18 protein-coding genes and 1 pseudogene are annotated in these 25,805 nt (G+C 62.5%); 5 read left to right on the forward strand and 14 right to left on the reverse strand.

What is annotated here, in order from left to right; all coding sequences use genetic code 11:
- Positions 1–68: 68 nt before the first annotated feature.
- From NQ490_RS06435 to NQ490_RS06480, 10 genes and pseudogenes are all read right to left on the reverse strand, one after another.
- Complete coding sequence (locus NQ490_RS06435; protein ID WP_007048624.1) at positions 69–929, reverse strand: ABC transporter substrate-binding protein; 861 nt, start codon at positions 927–929, stop codon at positions 69–71.
- A 118-nt stretch (positions 930–1,047) separates the two neighbouring features.
- A complete protein-coding gene (locus tag NQ490_RS06440; RefSeq protein ID WP_259951688.1) occupies positions 1,048–2,112 on the reverse strand; it encodes a serine/threonine-protein kinase in 1,065 nt (354 codons plus the stop codon).
- The gene (locus NQ490_RS06445) at positions 2,109–2,543 is read right to left on the reverse strand and encodes a helix-turn-helix domain-containing protein (protein WP_007048621.1); all 435 of its coding nucleotides are present in this window, start codon (positions 2,541–2,543) and stop codon (positions 2,109–2,111) included. Before NQ490_RS06445 ends, NQ490_RS06440 begins: the two co-directional genes overlap by 4 nt.
- A gap of 15 nt (positions 2,544–2,558) precedes the next feature.
- The gene (locus NQ490_RS06450; protein ID WP_007048620.1) at positions 2,559–4,529 is read right to left on the reverse strand and encodes a fructose-bisphosphatase class III; all 1,971 of its coding nucleotides are present in this window, start codon (positions 4,527–4,529) and stop codon (positions 2,559–2,561) included.
- Positions 4,513–6,267, reverse strand: a complete 1,755-nt coding sequence (locus tag NQ490_RS06455) for a glycoside hydrolase family 2 protein (RefSeq protein WP_007048619.1) — start codon at positions 6,265–6,267, stop codon at positions 4,513–4,515. Before NQ490_RS06455 ends, NQ490_RS06450 begins: the two co-directional genes overlap by 17 nt.
- A gap of 21 nt (positions 6,268–6,288) precedes the next feature.
- A complete protein-coding gene (locus NQ490_RS06460) occupies positions 6,289–6,789 on the reverse strand; it encodes a GNAT family N-acetyltransferase (protein ID WP_007048618.1) in 501 nt (166 codons plus the stop codon).
- Between the two features lie 143 nt (positions 6,790–6,932).
- A complete protein-coding gene (locus tag NQ490_RS06465; protein WP_007048617.1) occupies positions 6,933–11,225 on the reverse strand; it encodes a right-handed parallel beta-helix repeat-containing protein in 4,293 nt (1,430 codons plus the stop codon).
- A gap of 416 nt (positions 11,226–11,641) precedes the next feature.
- Entirely contained in the window at positions 11,642–12,145 is a 504-nt protein-coding gene (locus NQ490_RS06470; RefSeq protein ID WP_320415306.1) for a tyrosine-type recombinase/integrase, read from the reverse strand.
- Between the two features lie 145 nt (positions 12,146–12,290).
- A pseudogene (locus NQ490_RS06475) lies at positions 12,291–12,503 on the reverse strand (hypothetical protein); the annotation flags it as partial.
- 129 nt (positions 12,504–12,632) lie between these two features.
- Complete coding sequence (locus tag NQ490_RS06480; RefSeq protein WP_007048612.1) at positions 12,633–14,027, reverse strand: MATE family efflux transporter; 1,395 nt, start codon at positions 14,025–14,027, stop codon at positions 12,633–12,635.
- A 150-nt stretch (positions 14,028–14,177) separates the two neighbouring features.
- Between NQ490_RS06480 and sdaAB the strand changes: the two genes are divergently transcribed.
- From sdaAB to NQ490_RS06500, 4 genes are all read left to right on the forward strand, one after another.
- Positions 14,178–14,834: an L-serine ammonia-lyase, iron-sulfur-dependent subunit beta gene (gene sdaAB / locus NQ490_RS06485; RefSeq protein WP_007048611.1), complete on the forward strand. Its 657-nt coding sequence runs from the start codon at positions 14,178–14,180 to the stop codon at positions 14,832–14,834.
- A gap of 16 nt (positions 14,835–14,850) precedes the next feature.
- Positions 14,851–15,732, forward strand: a complete 882-nt coding sequence (gene sdaAA / locus NQ490_RS06490; protein WP_007048610.1) for an L-serine ammonia-lyase, iron-sulfur-dependent, subunit alpha — start codon at positions 14,851–14,853, stop codon at positions 15,730–15,732.
- Between the two features lie 91 nt (positions 15,733–15,823).
- The gene (locus NQ490_RS06495; RefSeq protein ID WP_007048609.1) at positions 15,824–16,246 is read left to right on the forward strand and encodes a MarR family winged helix-turn-helix transcriptional regulator; all 423 of its coding nucleotides are present in this window, start codon (positions 15,824–15,826) and stop codon (positions 16,244–16,246) included.
- A gap of 81 nt (positions 16,247–16,327) precedes the next feature.
- On the forward strand, positions 16,328–17,680 hold the full coding sequence (locus tag NQ490_RS06500; protein ID WP_007048608.1) for an MATE family efflux transporter: 1,353 nt from the start codon (positions 16,328–16,330) through the stop codon (positions 17,678–17,680).
- A gap of 48 nt (positions 17,681–17,728) precedes the next feature.
- Here the strand turns inward: NQ490_RS06500 and NQ490_RS06505 are convergent, their stop codons facing one another.
- Positions 17,729–18,760, reverse strand: a complete 1,032-nt coding sequence (locus NQ490_RS06505) for a YeiH family protein (protein ID WP_007048607.1) — start codon at positions 18,758–18,760, stop codon at positions 17,729–17,731.
- 120 nt (positions 18,761–18,880) lie between these two features.
- Here NQ490_RS06505 and NQ490_RS06510 point away from each other — a divergent pair, with 120 nt between their 5' ends.
- Complete coding sequence (locus NQ490_RS06510) at positions 18,881–19,738, forward strand: LysR substrate-binding domain-containing protein (RefSeq protein WP_007048606.1); 858 nt, start codon at positions 18,881–18,883, stop codon at positions 19,736–19,738.
- 68 nt (positions 19,739–19,806) lie between these two features.
- Here the strand turns inward: NQ490_RS06510 and NQ490_RS06515 are convergent, their stop codons facing one another.
- The 3 genes from NQ490_RS06515 to NQ490_RS06525 form a co-directional block, all read right to left on the reverse strand.
- Positions 19,807–20,355 carry a GtrA family protein gene (locus NQ490_RS06515; RefSeq protein ID WP_007048605.1) on the reverse strand — a complete coding sequence of 183 codons (549 nt, stop codon included), beginning with the start codon at positions 20,353–20,355 and terminating at the stop codon, positions 19,807–19,809.
- Entirely contained in the window at positions 20,352–22,778 is a 2,427-nt protein-coding gene (locus tag NQ490_RS06520) for a glycoside hydrolase family 3 C-terminal domain-containing protein (protein WP_007048604.1), read from the reverse strand. The genes NQ490_RS06515 and NQ490_RS06520 overlap by 4 nt, the downstream gene beginning before the upstream one ends.
- 112 nt (positions 22,779–22,890) lie before the next feature.
- The gene (locus NQ490_RS06525) at positions 22,891–25,791 is read right to left on the reverse strand and encodes a glycoside hydrolase family 3 N-terminal domain-containing protein (RefSeq protein WP_242655021.1); all 2,901 of its coding nucleotides are present in this window, start codon (positions 25,789–25,791) and stop codon (positions 22,891–22,893) included.
- Positions 25,792–25,805 lie beyond the last annotated feature (14 nt).

The raw sequence follows: 25,805 nt of genomic DNA on the forward strand, positions 1-25,805 counted from the left end.
CGCGCAGATTTTACAACTTTCACAAAAAAAGGGGGACCGCCCCGCCGGGCGGCCCCCTTTTGTCCCTGTTACGCCAGCTTGACGTCCACCGTCTGCTCGGTGAGCATCTCGTAGCTGTCGCTGTCCATGACGCTGAGCTTCAGGTGCAGCGTCTTGCCTGCGGCATCGGCCGCACTGCCCGGCAGCTTCACCCCGTTCACCGAACAGGTCCCCGGCAGCAGCTCGGCAATGGTGTCCTCCCCGCCCAGGCCCCAGCCCAGGCGCACCTCGTCAAAGCGCACCGTCACCGTGCGGTCCGACCGGTTCTCCACCCAGAGGCGCAGCTCACTGCCCAGCACCTCGTCGTCCGCCGCGCAGGCCGTGACTACCACGTCACCTTCGTCGCTGAGCGTCACCCCCTGGGGCACCGCCGTCTCGCCGCCGCCCTGGGTCAGGTCCCAGGTCATCAGCCCCGTGGTGGCCAGCGTCTCACAGCTTTCCTGGTCCAGCACATTCAGCTGCAGCGTCACCTGCCCCGCCGGGTCGGCCCCCGCCCGCTGTACCTCGGTGGAGATGAACAGCACGCTGTCCTCCACCGTCTGGCCGGCGTCCGCCTCCATATAACACAGGGCGTCCATCATGCAGCCGTTCAGCGCGCCCCATTCCGCCTGCACCGCCACGTCACGGTCGGATTCATTTTCCACCCGCAGCGGTACCCGCGCCCCCAGCATGCCGTCGGGGTCATAGCCCAGCGCCGTGATGCGCACCCCGCCCTGGTCCAGCAGCACTTTGGGCTGCGCCGTCTCGGGGGTGGCCGCCACCGGCTCCGCCTGTACCGTCCTGCCCGCCGGGTACGCCGCGGGCTCCATCGTCTCGGCCTGCGCCGTGCCGCAGCCCGCCATACTTACCGCCAACAACGCGGCCATCGTTCCTGCCATCCACTTTTTCATATTCAAGCACTCCTTTCTTGTTTGATTCCAGTATAGCGGAGCCGCCGCGCCCTTTGGTGGGCTGCCAGCCCACAAACAACAAAAAAGACGGTCCTTTCAGACCGTCTTCCTTTCTGCGTTATGCCGCGGTGAGGGCTGCCACCGCGCAGAAGGCCGCCAGCCCGCAGACCAGCGTCCAGACCAGCCCCAGGGCTGCGGTGTAGCCAAGCTGCCCGGCCCGGGTGCGGAACCGCCGCGCCGGGGCCAGACGGCTGCGCAGGCCGCCCGCATCAAAGGCCAGCAGATACCACCCCGCACAGCAGACCAGCAGCGCCCCCCACAGGGCACGTCCGGCGGCGTCGGTCATGGCGGAGAATCCCGCCGCTGCCACCAGCACCGCCGCGGCGTAGCCCAGCAGCGCCGCCAGCATCCGCAGCGGGTCGCCGCTGCCAAACCCCGGCACCGTGCCCACCGCCGCAGGCTGGCCGTCCAGGGCTGCCGCCCGCTGGCCGGGGGGCAGCGCCCGCAGCAGCGCATGCTGCAGCGCCCCCGCATCCTGGTAGCGGCGGGCGGGGTCCAGTTCGGTACAGCGGGCCACGATGGGCCCCAGGGGCGGCGGGGCCAGCCGGTTGGCGGGCAGCTCCCCCGTGACCAGCTGGTTCAGCAGCACCCCCAGGGCGAACAGGTCCGCCCGGGCGTCGGTCTGGCGGAAGCCGAACTGCTCCGGCGCCGCATACCCCGGCGTGCCCAGCAGCGCCGTGTCCCGCCCGGCCGCGGGTTTGCAGCAGCGGGCAATGTCAAAATCCAGCAGCCAGACGGTGCCGTCCTCCCGCAGCAGCACGTTGCCGGGCTTGATGTCCCGGTGCAAAATTCCCCGGTGATGCAGCCCGTCCAGCGCCGTGCAGAGCTGCACCCCCACGGAGAGCGCCGTTTGCGCGGGCAGGGTGCCCTCTTCCAGCCGCCGGGCCAGGGAGATCCCCGGCAGATAGTCCTGCAAGACGAGAAACTGCCCGTCCGCCTCGGGACGGATCTCCCGCACCGGCACCACATGGGGCAGCGCCGCGCCGCAGAGCGCCGCGTACACCGGCCGCTGCTCCGCCGTGACCCGCCGCCCCGTGAGCATCCGCCCGGTGGTGCGCTGGCGGATCAGGTAGACGGTGCCCCGCTCGTTGAGGGTATCCAGAAATTCCAGATCGTCCTTCATGGTTTATCTCCCAGCGGCGGTTCCCCGCAGGCATCCAACCGCAGATCACAGTCCGGCACCGACAGCCCGTCCGCCAGCGCCCGCAGGATCACACTGTCCCGCCGCACCCGGGGGTAGAGCATGGCCAGCCCCGCCACCCGCAGCAGCGTCTGGGTCTCGTCCACCGTCAGCCCCATGGCCAGGGCCAGCGCCAGCAGCACGTCCCGGGAAGGCGTGCCCCGCCGCCCCGAAAACAACTGGTAGCCGTAGCTGCGCTCAATGCCCGCCGCTTCGATGACCGCGCCCTTTTTCAGCCCGTGGCGGGAAACCAGCGATTCCAGGCAGGAGGCCAGCGTCTGGGACAGCAGCTCCCCCGCGTTCTCCCGCAGATAGTCCTCCACGTCCCGCTTGGACAGCAGGGCGTCCATCAGTTCCTGGGTGGTGCGTTCCATCTTGCTTTCCTCCCGTTACACCCGCAGGCCCTGGGGGATCAGGCCGCTCTCGTAGGCTTTGACCAGCGCCTCCAGGTCCCGCACACGCTCCCGCTTGCGCACACCCTCGTCGGTGTCCGCCACCTGGATGCGCCGGGGCGCCGTGTAGATATACTCGCTCTTGCTGGCGATGTCCTCGTCCTCATGGATAGCTTTCTCCATGCTCTCGAAGGGCTGGTGGGTGCGCAGGATCAGCCCCCGGGAATTGTACACCAGCGTGTACCCCGCAATGCCGGTCTTCTGATGATAAGCCCGGCAGAACCCGCCGTCGATGATGATCAGCTTGCCGCCGCCCTTCACCGGGCTTTCCCCCTCGATGGCCCGCACCGGCACATGGCCGTTGACGATGTGGCAGCCCTCCCCCTGCAGCCCGAAGGCCGCCAGGATCTTGTCCGCCGTCTCGGGCCGGTCGATGAGCCGGTAGTAGGGGTCCTTCACCTCCACGTGAGTGGCGGGGTCCGCAATATACAGCCGCTCGAAGGTGGTCATGGCGCTGCGGCCAAACAGCGGCGACTGCGCCCCGCACCACAAGTACCACAGAAAATCCTGTCCCGCCTGCCGCGCCGGGCTGCCCTCCGGGGCAAAATACCCCTGCCGGGCCCGCCGGTCGCAGTAGTCAAACAGCCCTTTGCCGCTCCAGGAATGGCCCTCGTAGACGTGCTCGGCAAATTCGCCCTCCTGGGTCATGGGCACCGCCCCGTGATACAAAAGATTCCCGTTGCAGATCTTGTACAGCGCCCCATGGTCGTACAAAAACTGCACATGCCGCTGGAGCCGCTCGCTCTCGGCAAAGGCGCGGACCAGCCCGTCCACCACCTGCTGCTCCGCCGCCGTCAGCGCCGCCGGGTCGGAGGGCGTCACGGTGGGAAAATCCCGGTCCAGCAACATATACTCGCTGTCCCCGCATCGCACCGTGCCTTTTTGCCAGTCGATGCGCTGCAGCCAGTCCCGCCCCTCCATATGGAAGTCCGGGTTGCGCTCAATCACCTGGGATTCCAGCTTGAGCATCAAAATCGTCACCGCTTTGTGCATCCGCGCCGTGGCCGTCAGGTCCCCCGCCGCCCCGTTGCGGGCGTCGGTGTGGGGCAGCCACCGGGTCACGTCGGATTGGCCGTAGGTGCGCTGGGCAAACCGCTCCAGCTGCCGCAGACTGATGCCGTAGCCGCTCTCCAATGTGTCGGTGTTATTGTAGGCCAGGGTGGTTTTCAGCACCGTCAGGATGCACAAAGGACTGCCCGACGCCGCCCCCATCCACACCACGTCGTGGTTGCCCCACTGGATGTCCACCTGGTGGTGGGCCATCAGGCTGTCCAGAATGCGGTCCGGCCGGGGGCCCCGGTCGAACAGGTCCCCCACAATGTGCAGCCGGTCCACCGCCAGCCATTTGATGATCTCGCACAGACGGGTGATGTAGGCGTCCGCCCGGTCGTGGCGCAGCATGCTGTCGATGATCTGCCCGTAGTAGAGGTCCTTGTCGTGGTCCTCGAAATGGGCGTGGAGCAATTCGTCCAGAATGTAGGCACAGCTCTCCGGCAGGCCCGCCCGCACATGGGCACGGGTGTGCTTACTGGAAACAAACCGGCACAGTTCGATCAGCCGCAACAGCGTCGCCCGGTACCATCCCGCCAGATCGGTCTGCCGGGCCTTCAGCTCGGGCAGCTTCTGCGCCGGATAGTAGATCAGCGTCGCCAGCTCGGCACGCTCCGCCGGGGAAACACTGTCCCCCAGCACCGTGTCGATCTTCTCGTGAATGACCCCCGACGCACTGTTCAGAATGTGCACAAAGGCCTCATGCTCCCCGTGCAGGTCGCTCATGAAGTGCTCGGTGCCCTTGGGCAGCCGCAGCACCGCCTCGATGCGGATGATCTCGCTGGCCGCCGCCGCTACCGTGGGAAACTGCTGCGCCAGCAAACGCAGATACCGCAGATGTTCACTGTGGGTGGGCATGGATAGGCTCCTTTCCGGTACAGGATGCGGCAAAGGCCTGGTGCAGCTGCCCGGCCAGCGCCCGCATCGCGCCGGGGTCGGGTTTTACCACGCGGCGGTCGTAGGTCACAAGGCCGTTGATCTCGTCCTCCACGTCGGAAAGCTGGGTGTAGATCGCCCCGCACAGCCCTTTGGCCACCGCGGGCAGCACCTTTTGGGTGTACAGCCGGTTCAGCGCCTGCTGCAGCTCCCCCGGGCTGCGGCTGGTGCTGTAGCCGTAGCTTTTGTCGGGATTGAAGCGGTGGCCCTCCACCGCCAGGCAGCACCCGCCGAACTCGGTGAGCACCAGGGGCTTGTCCTTCGCCCGCAGCCGCCAGGGTCCGTAATAGATATGGCGGCTGTCGATGTCGGTCTCCCCGCCCCGGAACCAGCCCGAGGTGGTGTCGATGAACCGGGAATCGTCCAGCTGCCGCAGCCGGGCATAGGCCGCCGAGGAGGCAAACTGCCCCCAGCCCTCGTTGAAGATGGTCCACCAGACGATGCAGGGATGGCTGCCCAGCTGGGCTACCGTGGCCGCCATGCCGTCGTAGAAGGCCTGCCGGGTTTTCTGGTCCCGGTGCATCCGGGCGTCGCTGCGCCGCCGCTGGAACCCCAGGGTGGGCCACACCGTGTCCCGCCAGTAGGCGTAGTCGCCGTTGTTGACCATGTCCTGGAAGACGAACATGCCCAGTTTATCGCAGAGCCAGTAGAAAATCTCCGGCTCCACCTTGATGTGCTTGCGCAGCGTGTTGAAGCCCAGCGCCTGCATGGTGCGGATGTCCTCCTCGTAGCAGGCGGAGGACGCCGGGGTGAACAGACCGTCGGAGTAGTAGCCCTGGTCCAGCACCCCATGGAAAAACACCGGCTTGCCGTTGAGGCAGAGCCGCGGATGGCCCCCCGCCTGCCCGATGGTCAGCTTGCGCAGGGCAAAGTAGCTCTCCACATGGTCGGTGGGGGTGTCGATGGCGAATTCGTATAAGTAGGGGTCGTCGGGGCTCCACAGCCGGGGTGCCTCGGGCTGGATGGCCGCCCGCCCCGTGCGCAGCGGCACCGTCAGCGGCCCCCGGGGCGTCTGCACCGTGACGGTGCCCTCCTGGGTGGAGTCCCCGGTGTCCAGCAGGGCCACCCGGTCGTCCGCCCGGATGGTGAGCGAGGGAATGGCGTGGGGCGGCAGACTCTCCAGCCAGACGGTCTGCCAGATGCCCGACACCGGCGTGTACCACATGCCGCCCCGCTGCAGCACCTGCTTGCCGTAGGGCAGCACCGTGCTGCGCAGATCGTCCCGCACCCGCAGCACCAGCTCGTTCTCCCCGGGACGCAGAGCGTCGGTGAGGTCAAAGGTCATGGATTCATAGCCGCCCACATGCCGGCCCACCGGCGTGTCGCTGCACCAGGCGTCCAACACCTGGTCCGCCGCCCCGATGTGCAGCACCACCCGGTCTTTGGCAAAACCCTCCGGCAGGGTGAACCGCCGCCGGTACCACAGGGTCTGACCCTCCCCATAGTGGGCGCCGATGCCCGAAAGGGTGCTCTCGGGGCAGAAGGGTACCCGGATTTCCCGGGGAAATTCGGTGGGCCGGGCGGTGCCGTCGGTGACGGCAAAGTCCCACACCCCGTTGAGGTTGTACCAGCCTTCCCGCCGGAACTGCGGGCGGGGATAGTCCGGCCAGGGCGTGCCGGACAGGCACTCCCCTGCAGGGGTCAGCAGCGTTTGCAGCATGGCGGGTCCCTCCTTTCTCCTTTAGCCGGGCAGACGTTCGTAGGCCAGGCGCGGGCTGCCGTCGGCCACATGGATGATGCCGCAGTAGCAAAAACCCGCCCGGGCGATGAGTGTCTGCATGATATGGTTGTCGGCATGGGTGTCGATGCGCAGATGGGGCTGCCGCGCCGCCGCCCAGGCCACGGCCGCCGCAAAGACGCCGTGGCAGGTGCCGTCGCTGCCCAGCCGGTGGATGGTGGCGTAGGGGGCGTCGCTGAGCCAGGCGCCGTCGATGACGGCGTAGGTGGGGTCATTCCCCGGCACCAGGGCAAAAGCTGCGTGGGGGATGTTCCCCTGGCACAGCACAAAGAGCTGCCCTTGGGCGATGTCCTGCCGCAGGATTTCGGGCCGCGGGTCGGTGGTTCCCCACTGGGTGGGGTTGCCGCTGGCCGCCATAAAGGCCCGGGCCTTGCGGTAGATCTCCGCCAGGGCGGGCAGGTCGGCGGCGGTGGCGGGGCGGATGGTGAGGGGGGTCTTTTGCACAAAACAGCCTTCTTTTTATCAGGTTGATTTTATTATAGGCCGGAATCCAAGATGGCGTCAAGCGGCGGCCAGAGGCAAAAAAGCCCGGCCCGCCGGAGTTTTCCGGTGGGCCGGGACTTTATGCTATGGGTATCGGGAAGGTATTACTGTTCACGATTCTGTTTACGCCGCTTCAGCAGATACAGCGCCGTCAGCGCGGCACCCGAGAAGACCAGCAGGCCGGCCCACAGGGCAGGCTGAGAATCATCGCTGGTCTGGGGGATCACAGCTGCAGGAGCAGCCGCAGGTGCTGCGGCAGACGCAGACGCCGTCGTTGTCTGGGTCGTCTGAATCGTCGTGGAGGAAGAGGAGCTCTCCTCATTGTCATCCTTGGAATCACCGGCCGGCTTATCCGTATACCATACCAGGGCAAAGGGCGAGAACTCGTCCGTCTGGAACTCGATATGGGTGGCCGTCTTGACGATGCCGGTCATGGTCTCCACTTCGGAGGTTGCGATATCGCCGCTGACCTCACCGGCTGCCATATCGCGATGCAGGTCCTTGAAATGCAGCACGGTGAATTCGGTATCCTGGTCGGTTCCTTCCGGGTACGGCCAGCAAACCGTCACCTTGTTGGAAGCCTTGACCCAGGCGTTGCCGTTGGAGGTATCCACCAGGTCCAGATACTTGGCGGTAAAATTGCGCACCTTGCCCGTGGCCGGAGCCCCCAGCACCGTGTCGGCACGCTGTGCCAGCTGGATCAGACGGTCCTGCTGTGTCGGAGTGGTGTTGATCACGTCGTCAAACAGCAGCTGGACGGCATCGGCTTTTGCCAAAACGTCGGAGCCATTGATGGTGAAAGTGGTGCCGTCGGCCACCTTGACGGCGGACTCGCCGGCCGGAGCCTGGGCATTCTCGGCAATCTTGCTGCCGTAATGCACGTTGCCGGTGGTGCCGCGGACATGAAGTTTGCCTGTATTGCTAATCACCGTATACGAATTTCCATTCGGATCAGTTGTATCCGTAGCCAGTACTGCGCCAACAGTTCCCTTATAGATTTCCATGGTAAATGTCTGGTTGACTGCAGCGCCCACGTCAAACATATCACTGATAACTATCTCATTGTCAGCATTAGTAAACTGTACACGAAGAGGATCCTGTTTGTCACCCTGAGGTACAATTTTGTAGATACCTTCACTATCAGTGCCACCATCGTAAGTCTGCAATTTCCAGGTCTTGGTGGAGGTGGAATCCTTAAACAACAGGTTTTCCACTTTCACACCATCCGGGAGTTTCACCTCGAAGCCGGGCTCCGGCAGGGACTGGCTCCCCTTGATTTCACCATTTTCTATAACAGCGCCCTCGTAGCCTTCTTTACCGCCCATGTAGACAGTAATATCAACCGGCGTTACCTCCACAACGGTAAGAAGCTTCGTCACACCTGCCGTCGAAGGAACATAAATTTCCGTTGTGTCGGCCAATTCCGCGCTCAGGTTGCCCGTGGTTACTAGCGTTTTACCATTTTCGAAGTCATTTTCATCCAAAGTTGCTGTCCACTTCAGGGTTGAAACGAGATTATCCGCCTCTTCCCAGCCAGTTTTGGTGCCACAGGTTACGGTTAGCGTTCCGCCGCTGTATTTTACCTCTTTGGCCGTCAAAATATTACTGGTCAGAGTCACGTTTTTCGTATCCACAGACAAAGTAGGGTCCAAATTCACCGTGAGTGTGATGTTGGTAAATTCACTTGTCTCCACAGCGGCCATTGCTTTCAAACTATCGCTCATAGTATAGGTGGCTTCGCCGGGGATTGTATAAGAGTTGGTCTCCGCATCTTTGCTGGTGGAGTTCACCTGCTCAGGCACGGTGATCGTCATTGTGCCGTAATCCGCAGTGGGTTGCACCAGCGCCACGGCATACCCGTTTGGATTGTCGCCAGCCACAGTAGCAAGCAGTTTGTCGCTCTGTGAAGCAACGCCGTAGAACGTAACCGTGGCGTCCTCCTCAGGAAGGCCCTCCTCGTTCACCGGTATCACAGCCAAATAGGCATGCATGCCCGTTTGCATAGTGGTCGGCTTGCTCAGGTTCAAAGCAGCCTTCTGGCTGTCGCTATGTACCCACAGCGCTGCGAGTACGTCACCCCATCCCTGGGTCTGTGCGGATGCCTGTATTACTTTAATAGCTTCATCTGAGGTGTTGCCAAATTTCACGTCACCTGCAGGGCGTTCAAGGGTGATACCATATCTTTGCAGATAAATATTCCCATTGGAGATAACCATCTCGGGACTACTAGAGATCTGCATATAGCGCTTCACGCTGCTATACGCTGATTCGGTACTATCGTTTTTGCTAGGATCCTTTGTTGTTTTAACCACCAAATCTACAGACGCAGGGTTACTGCCATCAATCTTCATCGTGTTGCCGGAAATGGTACCCTTGGTTAGTGTTACGCGAGGATATTCTGTGGTTGTCCAGCCTTTATTGGATGTAAACGCAATGCCTGCATTCTGGTTTTCTGAAACGGTTCCGCCTTGCATATCGAATACGCTGCCAGTTTCCACGTTTACACCGCTGCCACCATTCTTGGAAATCGTACCGCCGAGCATGGTGAACGTACCGCGCCGAACAATGACACCGTCGCCGTCATTTTCCGTGATTGCGGCACCGTCGTGCATCGTCAATGTTTGTCCGCCAAAATTGGCAAACATATAGATGCCCTGATTATTGTTATGCACTTGGCCATAGAGGTCGATGTTGATGCCAGAGCCCTGCACATAGAAGACACCATATACCGTTGTGTTGCCGTGAATATCAGCATACTCCCCGATTGTGCATTTCAGGCCGTCGGATCCGTTCAGCCGCAATGCACTCCAACCAGTCACCCCAGTAATTTCGCCCTCCACATTCAGAGAAATATCATCCGGAGTGGCCTTTGCGTCGGTGTCTCCGTTAACGGTGATTGCCGTACCTGTCACATCGGAAATGAGAGCGCCATTTTTCATCGTTACCGAAGTATCATATGCACACAAAGAAACGGCACTCGCATAGTTTACGGTTTCATTTTGAGCGTTAATCTTCGTAATCAACGAATGCTCCAACAGGTTAGCCGTTCCACTATCACGGACATGAACAGCAATACCATCAAACGAGTTCCATATATCCTTATCATTGGTGATATCACTGATTTCGCCGTCGATATTAGCTGTTCCGTGTTCGTTATACACTGCCCTGCCGACAAGGTTCGTAATCTTTGCCCCCTGCTCCATCGTAAAGGTAGCAGACTGCAGCCAAACGGCACCGGCAGCACCGGTTTCTTCCTTCTCTTTACCTTTCGTTCGATCCGTTACCGCTTCATCACAAATGACCGAACCGTCTTGCATCGTGATCGTAGCACCGTCATTTGCCCGCACTGCGGACATGCCGCCATAGTCTTTCAGTGTAGCTTTGTCGCCCAGAATGATTGACGCACCTTCACCGTATGCAGCGATCATGGCGTCCTGTACACATTGACGGTTGTCGAAGTCTTTTGCCCCTGGATCATCCGGATTGTTTTTGTCTTTTGCCTGCATAACGTAGGAAGTGGGAATCACAGCACCGTTTCCATCCACACACGTATGCAGTCCAGCGTCGCTCAGTGTCACATTTTGCAATGTCACGGTACCTTTATCCGTGGCTTCGATCATAGCCGGATTATACCAGCTACGGGATCTATCAGAAGTCGTGACCATCTTTTCCCCGCGGGTAATTGTATAAATTTGGTCGCCCCCGCTGGTGATGGTCAACTGTTTTCCGGTAATACGTGCCTGCTCGGTCACCGTGATATCAGACAGCAATTTAATCGTATCGCCATCCTTTGCAGTTGTCACCGCTTTTGCCAGCGTTGCGAACGCTGTGTCCTCACTGGTGCCGTTGTTAGTAGTATCGTTGCCGTCCAAACCATTGACATAGTACACCACGGTTTCGGTTTCATCGAGCACCTGCACGCCAGCAGCAGGAGCCACTCGACTCGCCTTGCTCGGTGTGCCGTTTTCTTGGGCATCTGGCACATCTTCAGGCTCGTCATCGGTGGTGATGTCGGTCGTGTCTTCCGTTTCCTCGTCGCCGGTGGTGACGTTGGTCTTGTCTTCGGTTTCCCCGGCGCCGGTGGTGACGTCAGTTTTGTCTTCGGTTTCCCCGTCGCCGGTGGTGACGTCAGTTTTGTCTTCGGTTTCCTCGTCGCCAGTGGTGACGTCAGTCTTGTCTTCCTCCTGCTCGCCATCGCCAGCCTGGCCGACAGTCTGCCCGTCGCCTTCCTTGGGCAGACTTTCATCCGTTTCCGTGAGGGATTCGACTTCCTCCGTCTGCTCCGTTTCCGGCGCACCCGCAGTGGTCTCCGCTGCCAGTGCGCCCAATGGCATGGCATTCAGGCAGACCAGCAGCGCCAATGTGGCCGCAAAAATTTTTCCGCTTCGTCTTTTCATGACCTATGCTCCCTTTTGTGTAACAAATGGTACGCCCCGACGTGTCACACTGCCATCGGAGGTCTCCGGCCTTTGCCTCTACAGGACTGCACACAGCAACGTTCAAAAAGCGAGTCCACCACAAAAGCATGGTTTTGTGGTAGGAAGCACTTTCTATAAAGGAAAGAGCCGTCGGAATCTGTGATTTTCGACGGATTGTATAGTTGCCTGCTCAAAAAAGCGTACACGAAATTCTCATCGGAGCTCTCTTCTTGGCGCCGGTGTCATTTTTCGTGTGCGTTTTTTGTGCACTTCCCCCAAAACCGATGAAAAACTTGTTTTTTCGAAATTATTGTGATACGATGGGGAGGAACATTTCCGGAATTTGTTTATGTAGGAAAGATGCACTGCACCACAAAACCATGCTTTTGTGGTGGTTACAGCAGCAGATGCATTTTATCGATAAGACGTTGATGTTCCCTGCCGCTTTCCACGATATACAGGCGGGTGGTTTCGATGCTGGAATGTCCCAGCAGATCCGCCAGCTTGGAAAGATTCTTTTCCAGTTTGTAAAAAGCCCTGGCGAACAGATGCCTGAGATTGTGCGGGAATACTTTTTTGCACGCAACACCGGCCTGTTTGCACAGGGCTTTCATTTCGTGCCAAAGGTTGGAGCGGTCCAGCGGACGGCCTCCCGCTGTCACGAACACCGCGCCGGAGGTTCTGCCCTGGGCCCGGCACCAGTTTAGCAGCTTGCGGCACAGATCCCGCGGCAGGAAAATCTCGCGGCATTTGCCTTTGCAGTGCACCGTAGCATGTCCCTGCCGCACCGCCTCCACCGTAATGAACTGCAGTTCCGACACCCGGATCCCTGTGGAAGCCAGCGTCTGCAGTACCATCAGCAGCCGCTCTTTGTGTGTATTGCGCGCGGCCGTCAGCAGCCGGTGATATTCCTTCCCGGTCCTCGTCGCAGAAGGCCCGACGCTGTACTTTCAGCGGCCGTGCACAGCATTCCGCATGGCCGCAAAACACAAAATACCCGTTCACCGCCGCCATCATGGCGTTGATGCTGGCCACTGCATATCCCTTTTGTTCCAGCATCTCCCGCCAGCGCACCGCCGCGGTATGGCTCAGGCGCTTGTCGGGCGGGGTCTGTGCAAAGTACATCTGTACGTTTCGCAGATAGTTTTCGATCGTACCGGCACTTCGTTCCCGCTTGGCCAGATACGCGGCATATTTTCTGAGTTCCTGTATCATGTTTGTCTCCTTACACCGTCTGTACTGTATTTCTGTTAGCATGGGCCGCCCGGCAGGAATTATCCGCCGTCCGGCATCCCGAAAGAGAAATCCCTCCCGTTCATCCGGACAGTCCGCATGGATCCTGTTCCGCAAACGGGAGGGATTGTTCACTTTTATAAGGGGCGCCCGTTACCGGGATGCGCCGGATGTTTCCATCGCCTTCAGCTCCGGCATGACGGTGCAGCGCATGGTGATGTAGCAGGCAAGGCCGCCGATGAAGTTGGAGATGGGTTCCGCCAGGAAGACGCCGTTGACGCCCAGCCCGGCGATGTGGGGCAGCAGCAGGGTCAGGGGTACCACGATGATGGCCTTGCGCAGCAGCGAGAAGAAGATGGCCATCCTGGGTTTGTTCAGGGATTTGAAGACGCTCTGGCCGCTGAACTGGAAGGCCATCATGACGAAGCCGAAGAAGTAGATGTGCAGCGAGGGCACCGCGGCGGCCAGCAGGTCAGGGTCATGGTTGAAGATCATGATGAAGCCCGCCGGGAAGAGCGAAATGAGCCCCCAGATGAGCATGGTATAGCCGAAGCCCAGCTGGGTCATGAACCGGATGGCCTTGCGCACCCGGGGCACGTTGCGGGCGCCGTAGTTGTAGCTGATGACCGGGGAGGCACCGTCGGTGAGGGCCATAACGGGGGTCTGGGCGATCTGGCGCACCGAGTTGATGACGGTCATGACGCTGATGTAGAGGTCGCCGCCGAAGGTGCGCAGGGTGGCATTGCAGGCCACCTGGACGAGGCTGTCGGTGAAGGACATGACGAAGCTGGAGGTACCCAGGGCGGTGATGCGGCGGATGCAGGCCCAGTCGGGGCGAAAACCCCGGAACACCAGGCGCAGTTCCGTTTTGGGGCCGGTGAGGAACCGCAGCACCCAGGCGGCGGACAGCCCCTGGGAGATGACGGTGGCGATGGCAGCGCCCCGCACCCCCAGGCCGCAGGCGTAGATGAGGATGGGGTCCAGCACGATGTTGGCGGCGGCGCCCAGCAGTACGGTGAGCATGCCGATGCGGGCGAAGCCCTGGCTGTTGATGTAGGGGTTGAGGCCCAGGGAGGTCATGACGAAGACGGTGCCCAGCAGGTAGATGACCAGATAGTTGGCGGCGTAGCGGTAGGTGTCGTCGCTGGCGCCGAAGAGGTAGAGCACCGGCTTATGGAAGACCAGCCCCACCACGGTGAGGACCAGCCCGCAGACCACCAGCATGAAGTAGGCGTTGGTCATGATCTTGCCGGCGGTTTTTTCGTCTTTCTGGCCCCGGGCGATGGAGCACAGCGGCGCGCCGCCCACCCCGAAGAGGTTGGCGAAGGCCGTGATCAGCGTCACGAGAGGGAAACACAGACCCAGCCCCGCCAGGGCCAGGGTGCCCTCGCCGGGGATCTTGCCGATATAGATGCGGTCCACAATGTTGTACAACAGATTGAGCACCTGGGCCACCAGCATGGGGGCTGCCACGTCCAGGATACCGCGGCGCACATCACCGGTGGAAAAATCCACCTGGCCGCCGTGGGGATGGGGAGTCGATGCCATACGTTTTTCTTCCTTTCCTATACCTTTTCCACAAAGTGATTTTTATTATAGCATATTTTCCGCCCGTCCGGAACCTGGGGCGCGGCGGTTGTTTTTGCGCCCCGGCTGTGTTACAATTTGCCCAGAAACTTGCAAGGTACGGGGGATGCTATGAACGTATTCGACATCATCGGGCCGGTCATGATCGGCCCTTCCAGCAGCCACACGGCGGGGGCGGCGCGCATCGGGCACATCGCCCGGCAGCTGCTCCAGGACGAACCGGCCGCCGCCCAGATCGTGCTCTACGGCAGCTTTGCCAAGACCTACAAGGGCCACGGCACCGACAAGGCTCTCATCGCCGGCATTCTGGGCATGGAACCGGACGACGCCCGGCTCCGCCTTTCCCCTCAGATTGCCCGGGAACAGGGGCTGGAAGTGACCCTCTCCACCGGGGAGCTGGCCGAAGGCCACCCCAACACCGCCCTGCTCACCCTCACCGGCCGCAAGGGCGGTACCATCACGGTGCGGGGATCCAGCATCGGCGGGGGCAACATCGTCATCGACGCCATCAACGGCATGGCAGTGCGCATCAGCGGTCAGCATCCCAGCCTCATCGTCCAGCACCGGGACCGTCCCGGCGTCATTGCCGAAGTCACCGACCTGCTGGCCGACCGGGGGGTCAACATCTGCAACTTTTCCCTCTCCCGCCGGCAGAAAGGCGGGGTGGCCGTCATGACCATCGAGATGGACGGCGGTCTGGACGAAGCCCTGGCCGCCCGGGTGCGGGCCCTGCCCGACGTGATGCTCTGCGTCACGCTGCTGCCCTGACCGAAAGGAGAACGCTATGCCGGAAGAACTGAACTATCATTCCCTGGCCGGGCTGGTCCGGGCCGCCGAAACCGCCGCCCAGCCCCTGTCGGCCCTGGTGCTGCGCCAGCAGGCCGCCCAGCTGGAACAGACCGAGGCGGAAGTTTTCCACCGCATGGAGGAAAACTTCCGGGTCATGGCCGCCTGCATTGAGCCGGGCTGCGACCCCGACCTGCGGTCCACCAGCGGCCTCACCGGCGGGGATGCCGCCAAGATGCGCCGCCGGGTGGAGGCGGGGCAGAACCTCACCGGCCCGGTGCTGGGCGGGGCGCTCTACCGCGCCCTGGCCGTCAGCGAGCTGAACGCCGCCATGGGCCGCATTGTGGCGGCCCCCACGGCCGGCAGCTGCGGCATCCTGCCCGCCGTGCTGCTGACCATGCAGGAGCGGGGCGCCGCCGAGCACGACTGTGTCATGAGCATGTTCACCGCCAGCGCCGTGGGAATGGTCATTGCGGAGAACGCCTGCCTGGCCGGGGCCCAGGGAGGCTGCCAGGCGGAGTGTGGCAGCGCCGCCGCTATGGCGGCCGCCGCCCTGGTGGAGCTTTCGGGGGGCACGCCCCGGATGCTGGACGACGCGGTGGCCATCGCCCTCAAGAGCCAGCTGGGACTGGTCTGCGACCCGGTGGCGGGGCTGGTGGAGATCCCCTGCATCAAACGCAACGCCGCCGGGGCGGCCATCGCCTTTATGGCGGCGGAGCTGGCGCTGGCGGGCATCGGCAGCCGCATCCCCGCCGACGAGGTCATTGTGGCCATGCGCCGGGTGGGCAACGCCATGTCCCCCGCCCTGAAGGAGACCGCCGAGGGTGGCCTTGCCGCCACCCCCACCGCCTGCCGCCTGCGCAAACAGGTGTTCGGCTGAAGATTTTCCCGGAAAATGCCCCGCCCCCTTGACAGGGGCGGGATTTTGGGCTATCTTTACTTAGGAACCTAAGAAAAAGGGAGGGAGCTCCATGCAGCATGACCGCCACGCCGCACGGTATGTGAGCAAGCTGTCCAACAAGCTGCGCCGGCGCATCGACGCCTTTTCCACCCGCGGCAAGATGAGCGGCTCCCAGGGACGGGCGCTGCATTTTCTGCTGGCCCAGCAGGACGACGTCTTCCAGAAGGACATCGAGGACGAGTTCAGCCTGCGGCCCTCTTCCGCCACCGAGCTGCTGAAAGCCATGGAGCGGGAGGGCCTGATCCGCCGGGAACCCCTGCCCCGGGATGCCCGCCGCAAGCGCATCGTGGTCACCGACAAGGCCCTGGCCTACAAGCAGGCCGTCATGGCCGACATCCTGGGTCTGGAAGCGGAACTGACCCGGGATATTCCCCCCGAGGACCTGGAGGTCTTTTTCCGGGTCATGGAGCAGATGCTCCGCAATATGCACTGATCCCCGCTGCCGGAAACGCCCCGGCAGCGGTTTTGCGCCCCAGACGCTTAGGAACCTAAATAGTACAGGGAGGTCTTTTCCATGCAGTCCAACCAGGTGGATTATCTCCACGGCAAACTGTTCCCCATGATCCTGCGGTTTTCCATTCCCGCCGCCATCTCGCTGCTCATCACCGCCATCTACAACATCGTGGACCGGATGTTCGTGGGCAATGTCAACGGCACCTCGGCCCTGGCAGGCTTGTCGGTCTGCTTTCCCCTCTCCTACATGATGATGGCCTTCGGGCTCATGTGCAGCGCCGGCGGTTCCACCTTTTTCAGTCTCTTTTCCGGCCAGGGAGAGACCAGGCGGATGCACAAGGCCTTCGGCAATGCCTTTGTGCTGGTCTGCGCCTTTGAGGTGCTGCTCACCGTCTTTCTGCTGGTGCTGGCCGACCCGCTGCTGGTCCTCTTCGGCGTCACCGACACCGCCTACCCCTACGCCATCGCCTACTACCGCATCGTGGCCCTGGGATGCCTGTTCCAGGGGCTGTCCCAACTGTTCTGCGACTTCGTGCGGGTGTCCGGCAAACCGGTGCTGGGTATGTGCGTCACCGGCATCGGCGCCGTGACCAACATCATCCTGGACGCCGTCTTCATCGTGGGGCTGGACTGGGGCGTGGTGGGCGCCGCCACAGCCACCGTGCTGGGGCAGATGCTCTCCGCCGGGTTCGGCGCTTTCCTGGTCTTCTCCGGCCGCACCATGGTCAGGGTCTCCCCCGCCATCTTCCGCCCCGAAAAACACCTCTCCCTCAACATTCTCTCCTGCGGGTTCGCCTTCTGGGTGGCCCAGATGGCCATGGGCTTCATCAGCCTGGTCTACAACAGCCAGCTGGGACGCTACGGCGGCGACATCGCCATCAGCGTCTACGCCGTGGTGTCCAGCATCATGACCTTCGTCATCATGCCCGCCAGCGGCATCAGCCAGGGCATCCAGCCCATCCTGGGCAACAACTACGGCTCCGGCCATCCCCGCCGGGTCATGCAGACCTTCTGGCTGGCCACCGGCCTTTCGGTGGGGGTCACCTGCGTGATCTGGCTGCTGGTGCTGTTCTTCCCCCGGCAGATCCTTGCCGCTTTCGGCGGCACCGAGGAGATGTTCGCCATCGGCGTGCCGGGCCTGCGGTTCAACTTCTGCATCACCCCGGTGCTGGGCTTCGTCATGCTGGCCACCACCTTCTTCCAGTCCATCAACCGGCCGGTGCCCTCGGTGCTCATCTCGCTGCTGCGCCAGGTGGTCTTTCTGGTGCCCTTCCTCTATCTGCTGCCCCTGGCGCTGGAGGTCAACGGCATCTTCTTCGCCCAGCCCATCAGCGACCTGCTGGCCACCGTGCTCTCGGCGGTGCTGGTGCTGCGGGAACAGCGCCGGATGATGGCCGCCCACGCCGCCCGATAAACCAAAAACCGGACCTCCCCGCGGGGAGGTCCGGTTTTTTCTGCCGATTTACAGCAGGCCCATCAGATGCTGCATGCCCAGGCTCACCGCGGTGATGCCCGCCCAGCAGCAGACGCCCATGAAGATGGGCTTGCCGCCGGTCTTGACCAGCTTGACCAGGTCGGTATTCAGGCCGATGGCCGCCATGGCCAGGACGATGAAGAACTTGGACAGTTCCTTCAGCGGCGCAAAGACGGCGGCATCCACCCCGGCCATGGTGCACAGGGTGGTGATCACCGAGGCCAGCACGAAGAAGATAATAAAGAAGGGGAAGATCTTTTTCAGATCAAAGGTGCCGGTGGAGGCACTGCCGCCCCGCTTGGCCTGCCAGGTGCGCCAGAAGGCCAGCACCAGGGTGATGGGGATGATGGCCAGGGTGCGGGTGAGCTTGACGATGGTGGCGTATTCCAGCACGGCGCCGCCGGTGGCATGGAGGGTGTCCCAGGTGGAGGCGGCCGCCGTCACCGAGGAGGTATCGTTGATGGCGGTACCGGCAAAGAGGCCGAAACCGTCGTTGGACATGCCCATCAGCCCGCCCAGGGTGGGGAAGAAAAGGGCCGCCAGGATGTTGAAGAGGAAGATGACCGAGATGGACTGGGCGATCTCGTCGTCATCGGCGCCGATGACGGGGGCGGTGGCGGCGATGGCCGACCCGCCGCAGATGGAGGAGCCCACGCCCACCAGCACCGAGATGTTGCGCTGCATCTTGAGCCAGCGGCAGATGACGAAGGCGATGACCAGCGAGGTGGTGATGGTGGAGCAGATGATGGGCAGGGACTTGCCGCCTACCTGGGCGATCTGGGAGAGGTTGAGCCCGAAGCCCAGCAGGATGACGGCGTACTGCAAAATCTTTTTGGAGGTAAAGGCGATGCCCGCCTGGAAGGGGGCCTTATTGCGCAGGAACAGCGCGACGATCATCCCCGCCAGGATGGCAAAGACGGGACCGCCCACCACGGGGAAGGCGCGGCCCAGCAGCCAGCAGGGCACGGCCAGCACCAGGCAGAGCAGCAGGCCGGGCAGCGTTTTTTTGACAACATTCATTTCCACACACTCTCTTTTTTCCAGTTTTTTCCGAAGACGACTTGATTATACGCCCCTTTGTCGATAAAATAAAATGAAGAATTGTTATTCAACTATAAATGTAAAGAATAGGTGAGAAAGATGCTAGATCCCCGCTGGCACACCTTCCTGACGCTGTGCGACACGATGAACTACACCCGGGCGGCGGAAAAACTCTGCCTGACCCAGCCCGCCGTGACCCATCACATCCAGTACCTGGAGGCCCACTACGGCTGCAAGCTGTTCCGCTACGAGGGCAAGGTGCTTTCCCTCACCGACGCGGGGCGCAAGCTGCGGGACTACACCCGGTCTATGGCCTACAACAGCGCCAAGGTGGAGGAGGCCATGGCGGCCCCGGCGCCGCTGTCGCTGCACATCGGGGCATCGAGGACCATCGGGGAGTTCCTCATTGCGCCGCTGGTGGAGCGGTTCCTGCGCACCCATCCCGAGGCGAATTTTTCCCTGCAGGTGGACAACACCCGGGTGCTGCTGGAATCCCTGGAGGCGGGCAGGCTGGATTTTGCCCTGGTGGAGGGCTTTTTCGACCGCAGCCGGTACGACGCGGTGCTCTGGCGGCAGGAGGATTTCTTCGGGGTCTGCGCGCCGGGCCACCGGCTGGCCGGGCGGACGGTGCCCCTGGAGGAGCTGACCGGGGAGCGTCTGCTGCTGCGGGAGGAGGGTTCCGGCACCCGGGCCATCTTTGAGGAGGCCCTGCGGCGGGAGAACCGCACCCTGCGGGGGGTGACCACCGCCACCATCAGCGATTTTGCCACCCTGAAAGCCCTGGCCGCCGACGGGCTGGGGGTGAGTTTTCTCTACGCGCCGGCAGCGGCCCGGGAACTGGCCGCCGGCACGCTGGCCCGGTTCGACCTGGCGGGGATCCCCCTGCACGGGGCGTTCTACTTCGTCTGCCTGAAGGACAACCTCTTTGCCCGAAGCTGGATGGACTGGCTGCCCTGAAACAGACAAAGCGCCTCACAGGTCGGAAAGCCCGTGGGGCGCTTTTCTATGGGAAGAAAGGAGATTGCTTATTGCCGGGCGGCGGAGGGGAAGATCTTCTTGTTCACGAAGAAGAAGACCACCATGGAGATGCCGCCGTTGAGGACGGTGGTGCCGATATTATAAATGAAGTCGGGCACCAGCAGGCCTGCCACCGCCACCCAGATACAGTTGATGGAGTTGACGATGCAGGTGATGAGGCAGAAGGCAGCCAGATACCAGGCGATCTGGGGGCCCAGCCTGCCGTGGGAGCGGAAGACGAAGTTCCGCTGGATGGGGAAGTTGATGCACTCGCCGATGACCATGGCCACCATGTAGGCGCAGAAGTAGGCCAGCCCGCCGTGAGCCTGGTCATAGCCCAGGATGTTCCACTGGAAGGTCTCGCCGAAGAGGGTCAGCGGGATGCCGGGCCAGCCGAAGCTGGCGTCCCCCAGCCCCGCGAAGGCCGCGGGCAGGAACTGCAGCAGCAGATACTTCAGCACGGTGATGAGGTTGCTGACGATGACGAAGAGACCGCCCTCCCGCACCCATTGGGCGGCAGCGGGATGTTTTCCGGCAAAGGCGTTCCAGAGATTCACGGTTTGCGGCCTCCTTCCGAAAGGCGTTTTTCCATCGCCTTGTTGGCGCGGTCATTTTTGACAAATTCCACCAGCAGCCGCACGATGCCGATGATCCAGAAGCCTTTCAGCTCCATGACCAGGGCGTCCACCATGCCCATGCTGACGATGCCCCCGGTCATCTTGGCGATGGCCCGCAGCGGCATGTTGTAGTTGAACAGCAGGTTCAAGTCGGGGGTGCCGCTGGCCAGGCTCTTGTCCAGCAGATGCTTGTGGATGACGTGCACCAGCCAGCCCAGCGGGCTGCGGGCATGGCCGATCTCCCCCAGGGTCATGTTGCGGTCGATGGCCACCTTGGCCACCGGGATGGCATGGCCCAGCAGGGCGGCGAATTCCTCGTCGGGCACGTCCTGGACCTGACCGCCCTGGTAATGAGGCAGCGCCAGCCCCGCATAGGGGTCGGCATCCCCGGAGGGCGCCACCGCCACGGTGGCGGTGAGCCGGATGTCGGCGCTGGAGCCGCCCACCCGGACTTCGTAGTCGCCGCCCTCCACGGCCCAGCGGTTGGCGGGGTCGTTCCAGTAGCGGAAGGCCTTGTCGTCCAGGGGGATGGTGACGGTGCGGCTCTCCCCTGCCTCCAGGTGCACCCGGGCAAAGCCCTTGAGCTCCTGGGCGGGACGGAAAATTTTGGCGTCGGGTTTGGCGATGTAGACCTGCACCACCTCGTCGCCGGCACGGTCGCCGGTGTTTTCCACCGTGACGCTCACCCCGGTGGGGGTGGCGGTCAGGTCGCGGTAGGCAAAGGTCGTGTAGGACAGGCCGTAGCCGAAGGGATAGGCCACCGGCACACCGGCGGTCTGGTAGTAGCGGTAGCCCACGTAGAGACCCTCCCGGTACTCCACGTTGCGGCCGGGGGTGCCGAAGTTCTTGTAGGAGGGGTTGTCCTCGCAGTGGATGGGCCAGGTCTCGGCCAGACGGCCGGCCGGGTTCACCTTGCCGGTGAGGGCGTCCAGCACCGCGCCGGCCCCCGCCTGTCCGCCCAGGCCCGCCCAGAGCAGCGCCTCGCAGTGGCTCTGCCAGCCGGTCTCCACGGCGCTGCCGCAGCTGAGGATCACCGCCAGCCGCGGGTTGGTGCGGTGCACCGCCAGCAGCAGGTCGATCTGGTTCTGGGCCAGCTTCATGTCGCTGCGGTCCAGGCCCTCGCTCTCCTTCACCTCGTCGAGACCCAGGAAGAGCAGCACCACGTCGGCTTTGGCGGCCAGTTCCACCGCCTGGGCCTGGAGGCGCCCGTCGGGCTTGCCCTGGCGGTCAAAGCCCTGGGCATAGCCCACCGTCTGGATGCCGCTGGCCTCCAGCACATCCAGGAAGCTGTCCACCCGGGGTGCGTTCACCAGGCTGGACCCGGCGCCCTGATAGCGGGGCGTTTTGGCGAAGTCGCCGATGACCGCCACCTTGGCGGCGGGGTCCAGGGGCAGCAGCCCGCCCTTGTTTTTCAAAAGGACGATGCTCTCTGCCGCGGCCTTGCGGGCCAGGGCGCGGTGGGCGTCCCAGTCGATGGTCTTGGGGGCCTTCTCCAGCGCGCCGGTGGTCTGGTCGATGAGGGTCAGCAGTTCCTCCAGCCGGGCGTTGATGTCCACCTCGGAGATCTTGCCGTCCCGGACGGCCTTGCACAGCTCCCGGGCGGAATCCAGGCCGGGAGCGGGCATCTCCAGGGTGGAACCGTTCTTCACCCCCAGGACATGGTCGTTGGAACCGCCCCAGTCGGTGACCACCGCGCCGTCGAAGCCCCAGGTGTCCCGCAGGATCTCCTGCAGAAGATGGAGGTTCTCGTTGGCGTAGGTGCCGTTGACCATGTTGTAGCTGGTCATGATGGACCGGGGCTTGCCCTCGGTGACGGCGATCTCGAAGTTGGTCAGGTAGAGCTCCCGCAGGGTGCGCTCATCCACGATGGAATCACTGGCCATCCGGCGCAGCTCCTGGTTGTTGGCGGCAAAATGCTTGGGGCAGGCGGCGATGCCGTTTTCCTGGATGCCGCGGATGTAGGCCGCGGCCATCTTGCCCGCCAGGTAGGGGTCCTCGGAAAAATATTCAAAGTTGCGGCCGCACAGCGGGCTGCGCTTGGTGTTGAGCCCCGGGCCCAGCACCACCGCCACGTCCTGGGCGGCGGCTTCCTGGCCGAGAGCCCGGCCGATCTCCTCCCCCAGGGCGGGGTCCCAGCTGGAAGCAACCGCCGACGCCGTGGGAAAACAGGTAGCCGGCTCGCTGGGGTTGATGCCCAGGTGGTCCGCCGGACCGGCCTGCTTGCGCACGCCGTGGGGACCGTCGGACAGCCAGATGGCCGGAATGCCGCAGCCGGGCAGCGCCCGGGTCTGGAAGGTGCTCCCGCCGGAGAGCAGGGCGCACTTCTGTTCCAGGGTCAGCTGGCGGGTAGTATTGTTTTGCATGGTACTCCTCTTTTTCTAGGAAACCCCAAAAGGGTCCATTTCCCCAGTCTAGGCAGGCTTAGAGAGATGGACCCCCGGGTCAGCTCAGGTATGATTTACGGGATAACGGGCATCAGGATTTTTTCTTTTTCTTGTAGCTCTTGATGGTCAGCACTTCCAGACCGGCCAGCAGCAGCACGACGATCACGTCGCCCACCACGATGCCGGTGCGCCAGATGGGCGTCTGCATGGTGCTGCCCTCATCATAGGCACGGCTGTTCACAACGGTGTAGAGAATGTTCTTGCAGGCCTGCCGCATGGCCAGAACGCTGGTAGCGCTGGTGGTATCGGTCAGGTGGTTGGTCTCCACGTCGTAGTTCTTCAGCATCAGATCGCATCCGTTGCGGATCGCCAGGTCGGAATCCATGTATCCCACAAAGTGGAAGCCGTCGGTGATGACCATGCCGCGGAAGCCCCATTCGCCGCGGAGCACATCCTGCAGCAGGGCGGAGCAGGCACCGGCCCACTGGTTGCCGATGAAGTTCCAGCTGGACATGGCCGCTTTGCAGCCGCCCACCTTGACGCTGTACTCGAAGGGACGCAGATAGATTTCACGAATGGCCTGCTCGTCGGCCCAGGTGCAGAGCATCTGGTCCTGGCTGATCTGCTGGTCGTTCATGGCGAAGTGCTTCATGTAGGCGTACACGCCGTAGGACTGGGCACCGCTGATGGAGTTGGCGGCAATGAGGCCGGCCAGGAGGCTGTCCTCGGAGTAGTACTCGAAGTTGCGGCCGTCAAAGGCGGAGCGATGGGCGTTCATGGCAGGCGCATACCAGCCGGTGACGTTCATCTCGCTGGCCATTCGGCCGATGCTCTCGCCGTAGCGGCGGGCCAGGTCGGTGTTGAAGGAAGAGGCAATGATGATGGCCGACGGGAAACCGATGGAGGACACGCCGGTGAAGTTGTTGTTGATGGAGGCAGGACCGTCACAGTCGATGGTGGCGTACTTGTCCACGCTGCTCTCCGCCTTGGTCTGGTAACCGCCCAGGGCGATGAGGTCGTCCATCTCGGTCACGGTCATCTGGTCCAGCAGGGTGTCCCAGCGCTCGTCGTCGTAGTCGGCGCCCCGCAGATCGGCCAGTTTCATACCGTTGTCGGCACCGGTGGTGGGCATCACATCGTTGGGATCGTTGAAGTCCTCCGGCTGCCAGGTCACACTGTTGTACAGGCCTTCCTTGGCGGACTCCGGCATGGTGTAGTTGCTGGGCGCCGCCGTGGCCTCGGCGTAGTTGGCGAAGTGATCCGCACGGGACAGCGTGGTCATCTCGCCCTTGGCAAAGTCAAACTTGGTGGTGGCAGCCACTGCATCGGTACTGCGGGGATTGTTCTCGTCGTACACGATGGTGGACGGCACATTGTAGGTCTTGGACTCCAGAATGGTGTGGGAGTCGCTGTTGATGCTGAGGATGTAATCGCCCTGCTCCAGCACATAGCAGCCATGCTGCTTGCTGTCGAAGCTGGCCATATCCTCCTCCTTGAAGGTCAGGGTAACGGTCTCGGAGGCGCCGGGCTCCAGGGTCTGGGTCTTGCCGAAGGCCACCAGGTTGGCCGTCGCCTTTTCGATGCCGCCGTTGGTGTAGGGAGGATTGAAGTAGAGCTGCACGACTTCCTTGCCGGCCACACTGCCGGTGTTGGTCACCGTCACGTCCACGGTGATGGTGCCGTCCTGCACCTTCGGGTCGCTCATCTTCTGGGTGAAGGTGGTGTAGGACAGGCCATGGCCGAAGGGATACTGCACGGTCTTGTCGTAGTCGATGAGGCCTTCCGCCGCAGCGGTCTCATAGAATTTGTAGCCCACGTAGATGCCTTCCACGTAGTTGACGAAGTGGGGCACCACGTTGACTTCCCCGCCGCCAAAGAGGTCGGTGGTGGTGTAGGCCAGTTCATCGGCGCCGGTGTAGGCGAAGTCGCCGATATTGTTGAAATAGGGGGTGGCCGTCAGATCGTACACGAAGGTATCCGCCGCATGACCGGAGGGGTTCACCAGACCCGCCACGATGTTGCCCAGGCCGTTGAAACCGGTCTGGCCGGTGCCGGGGCACCAGATCACGCTCTTGATCTGGCTGTACTGGTCCACGAAGCTCAGCTCCATGGTGTTGGCGCCGTTGTAGACCACGATGACCTTGTCAAAGTTGGAGCAGACCAGATCCACCATGTCCTGCTCGGTCTTGCTCAGCTGGAGGTAATGGTCCCCCGCCTCGAAGTCATTGTACTCGGTGGAGTTGTTGGTATAGTTGACCGTGCTCATATCGGTGGGCAGGTCGGCAAACTCGCCGCCCACGCGGCTGATGACGATCATCGCCGTGTCGGAGAAGGCCTTTGCATTGTCGATCAGCTCCTGGCTGTAGCTGGCCGCGGTGGGTTCCGGCAGCGTCCAGTTGTGGTTGCTGTACCCCAGGGTCGGACGCTCGGCGCAGTAAGCCGTATAGAAATCGCTGAGCTCGGTATTGGTATTGATGCCGGCGTTCTTCAGGCCGTCCAGCAGGCTGACCGTCGGACGGTCCGCCGAGATGGCGCCCGCGCCGGTGCCGCCGTAGACCGGCCCCACAGAAGCCCAGCCGAACACGTTCAGGTTGCTGCCCTGGCTCAGGGGCAGCGTGGCATCATCATTCTGCAGCAGCGTGATGCCTTCTTCGGCGATCTCGGTGCAGAGGGCATTGGCCTCCTCACTGGATTCCTCGGTAATGGTGCCGTTGCCGCTCAGCAGGTCCAGCATGGTGCTCATGGGGCCAAACGCCACCAGGTTGAGCATCAGGGCAAAGGCCAGCAGCAGCGCCAGCCCCGACTGGGCGCGAATCATAAATTTTGTATGGGCCGCCAGTTTCTTGGCAAAAGCCACCGCAATCAAAATCACGATAACCGCCAGCAGGACCACACCGAAAAAGATCAGCTGCGGACGGCAGTTGTTGATCACATCCACCACGTCATCCAGGTTGACACCCATGTTGGCGAGGGTCGAAAGTAAAGTGTCCATCACGTTCCTCCTAA

Source organism: Subdoligranulum variabile (assembly GCF_025152575.1).
GTDB lineage: Bacteria > Bacillota > Clostridia > Oscillospirales > Ruminococcaceae > Gemmiger > Gemmiger variabilis.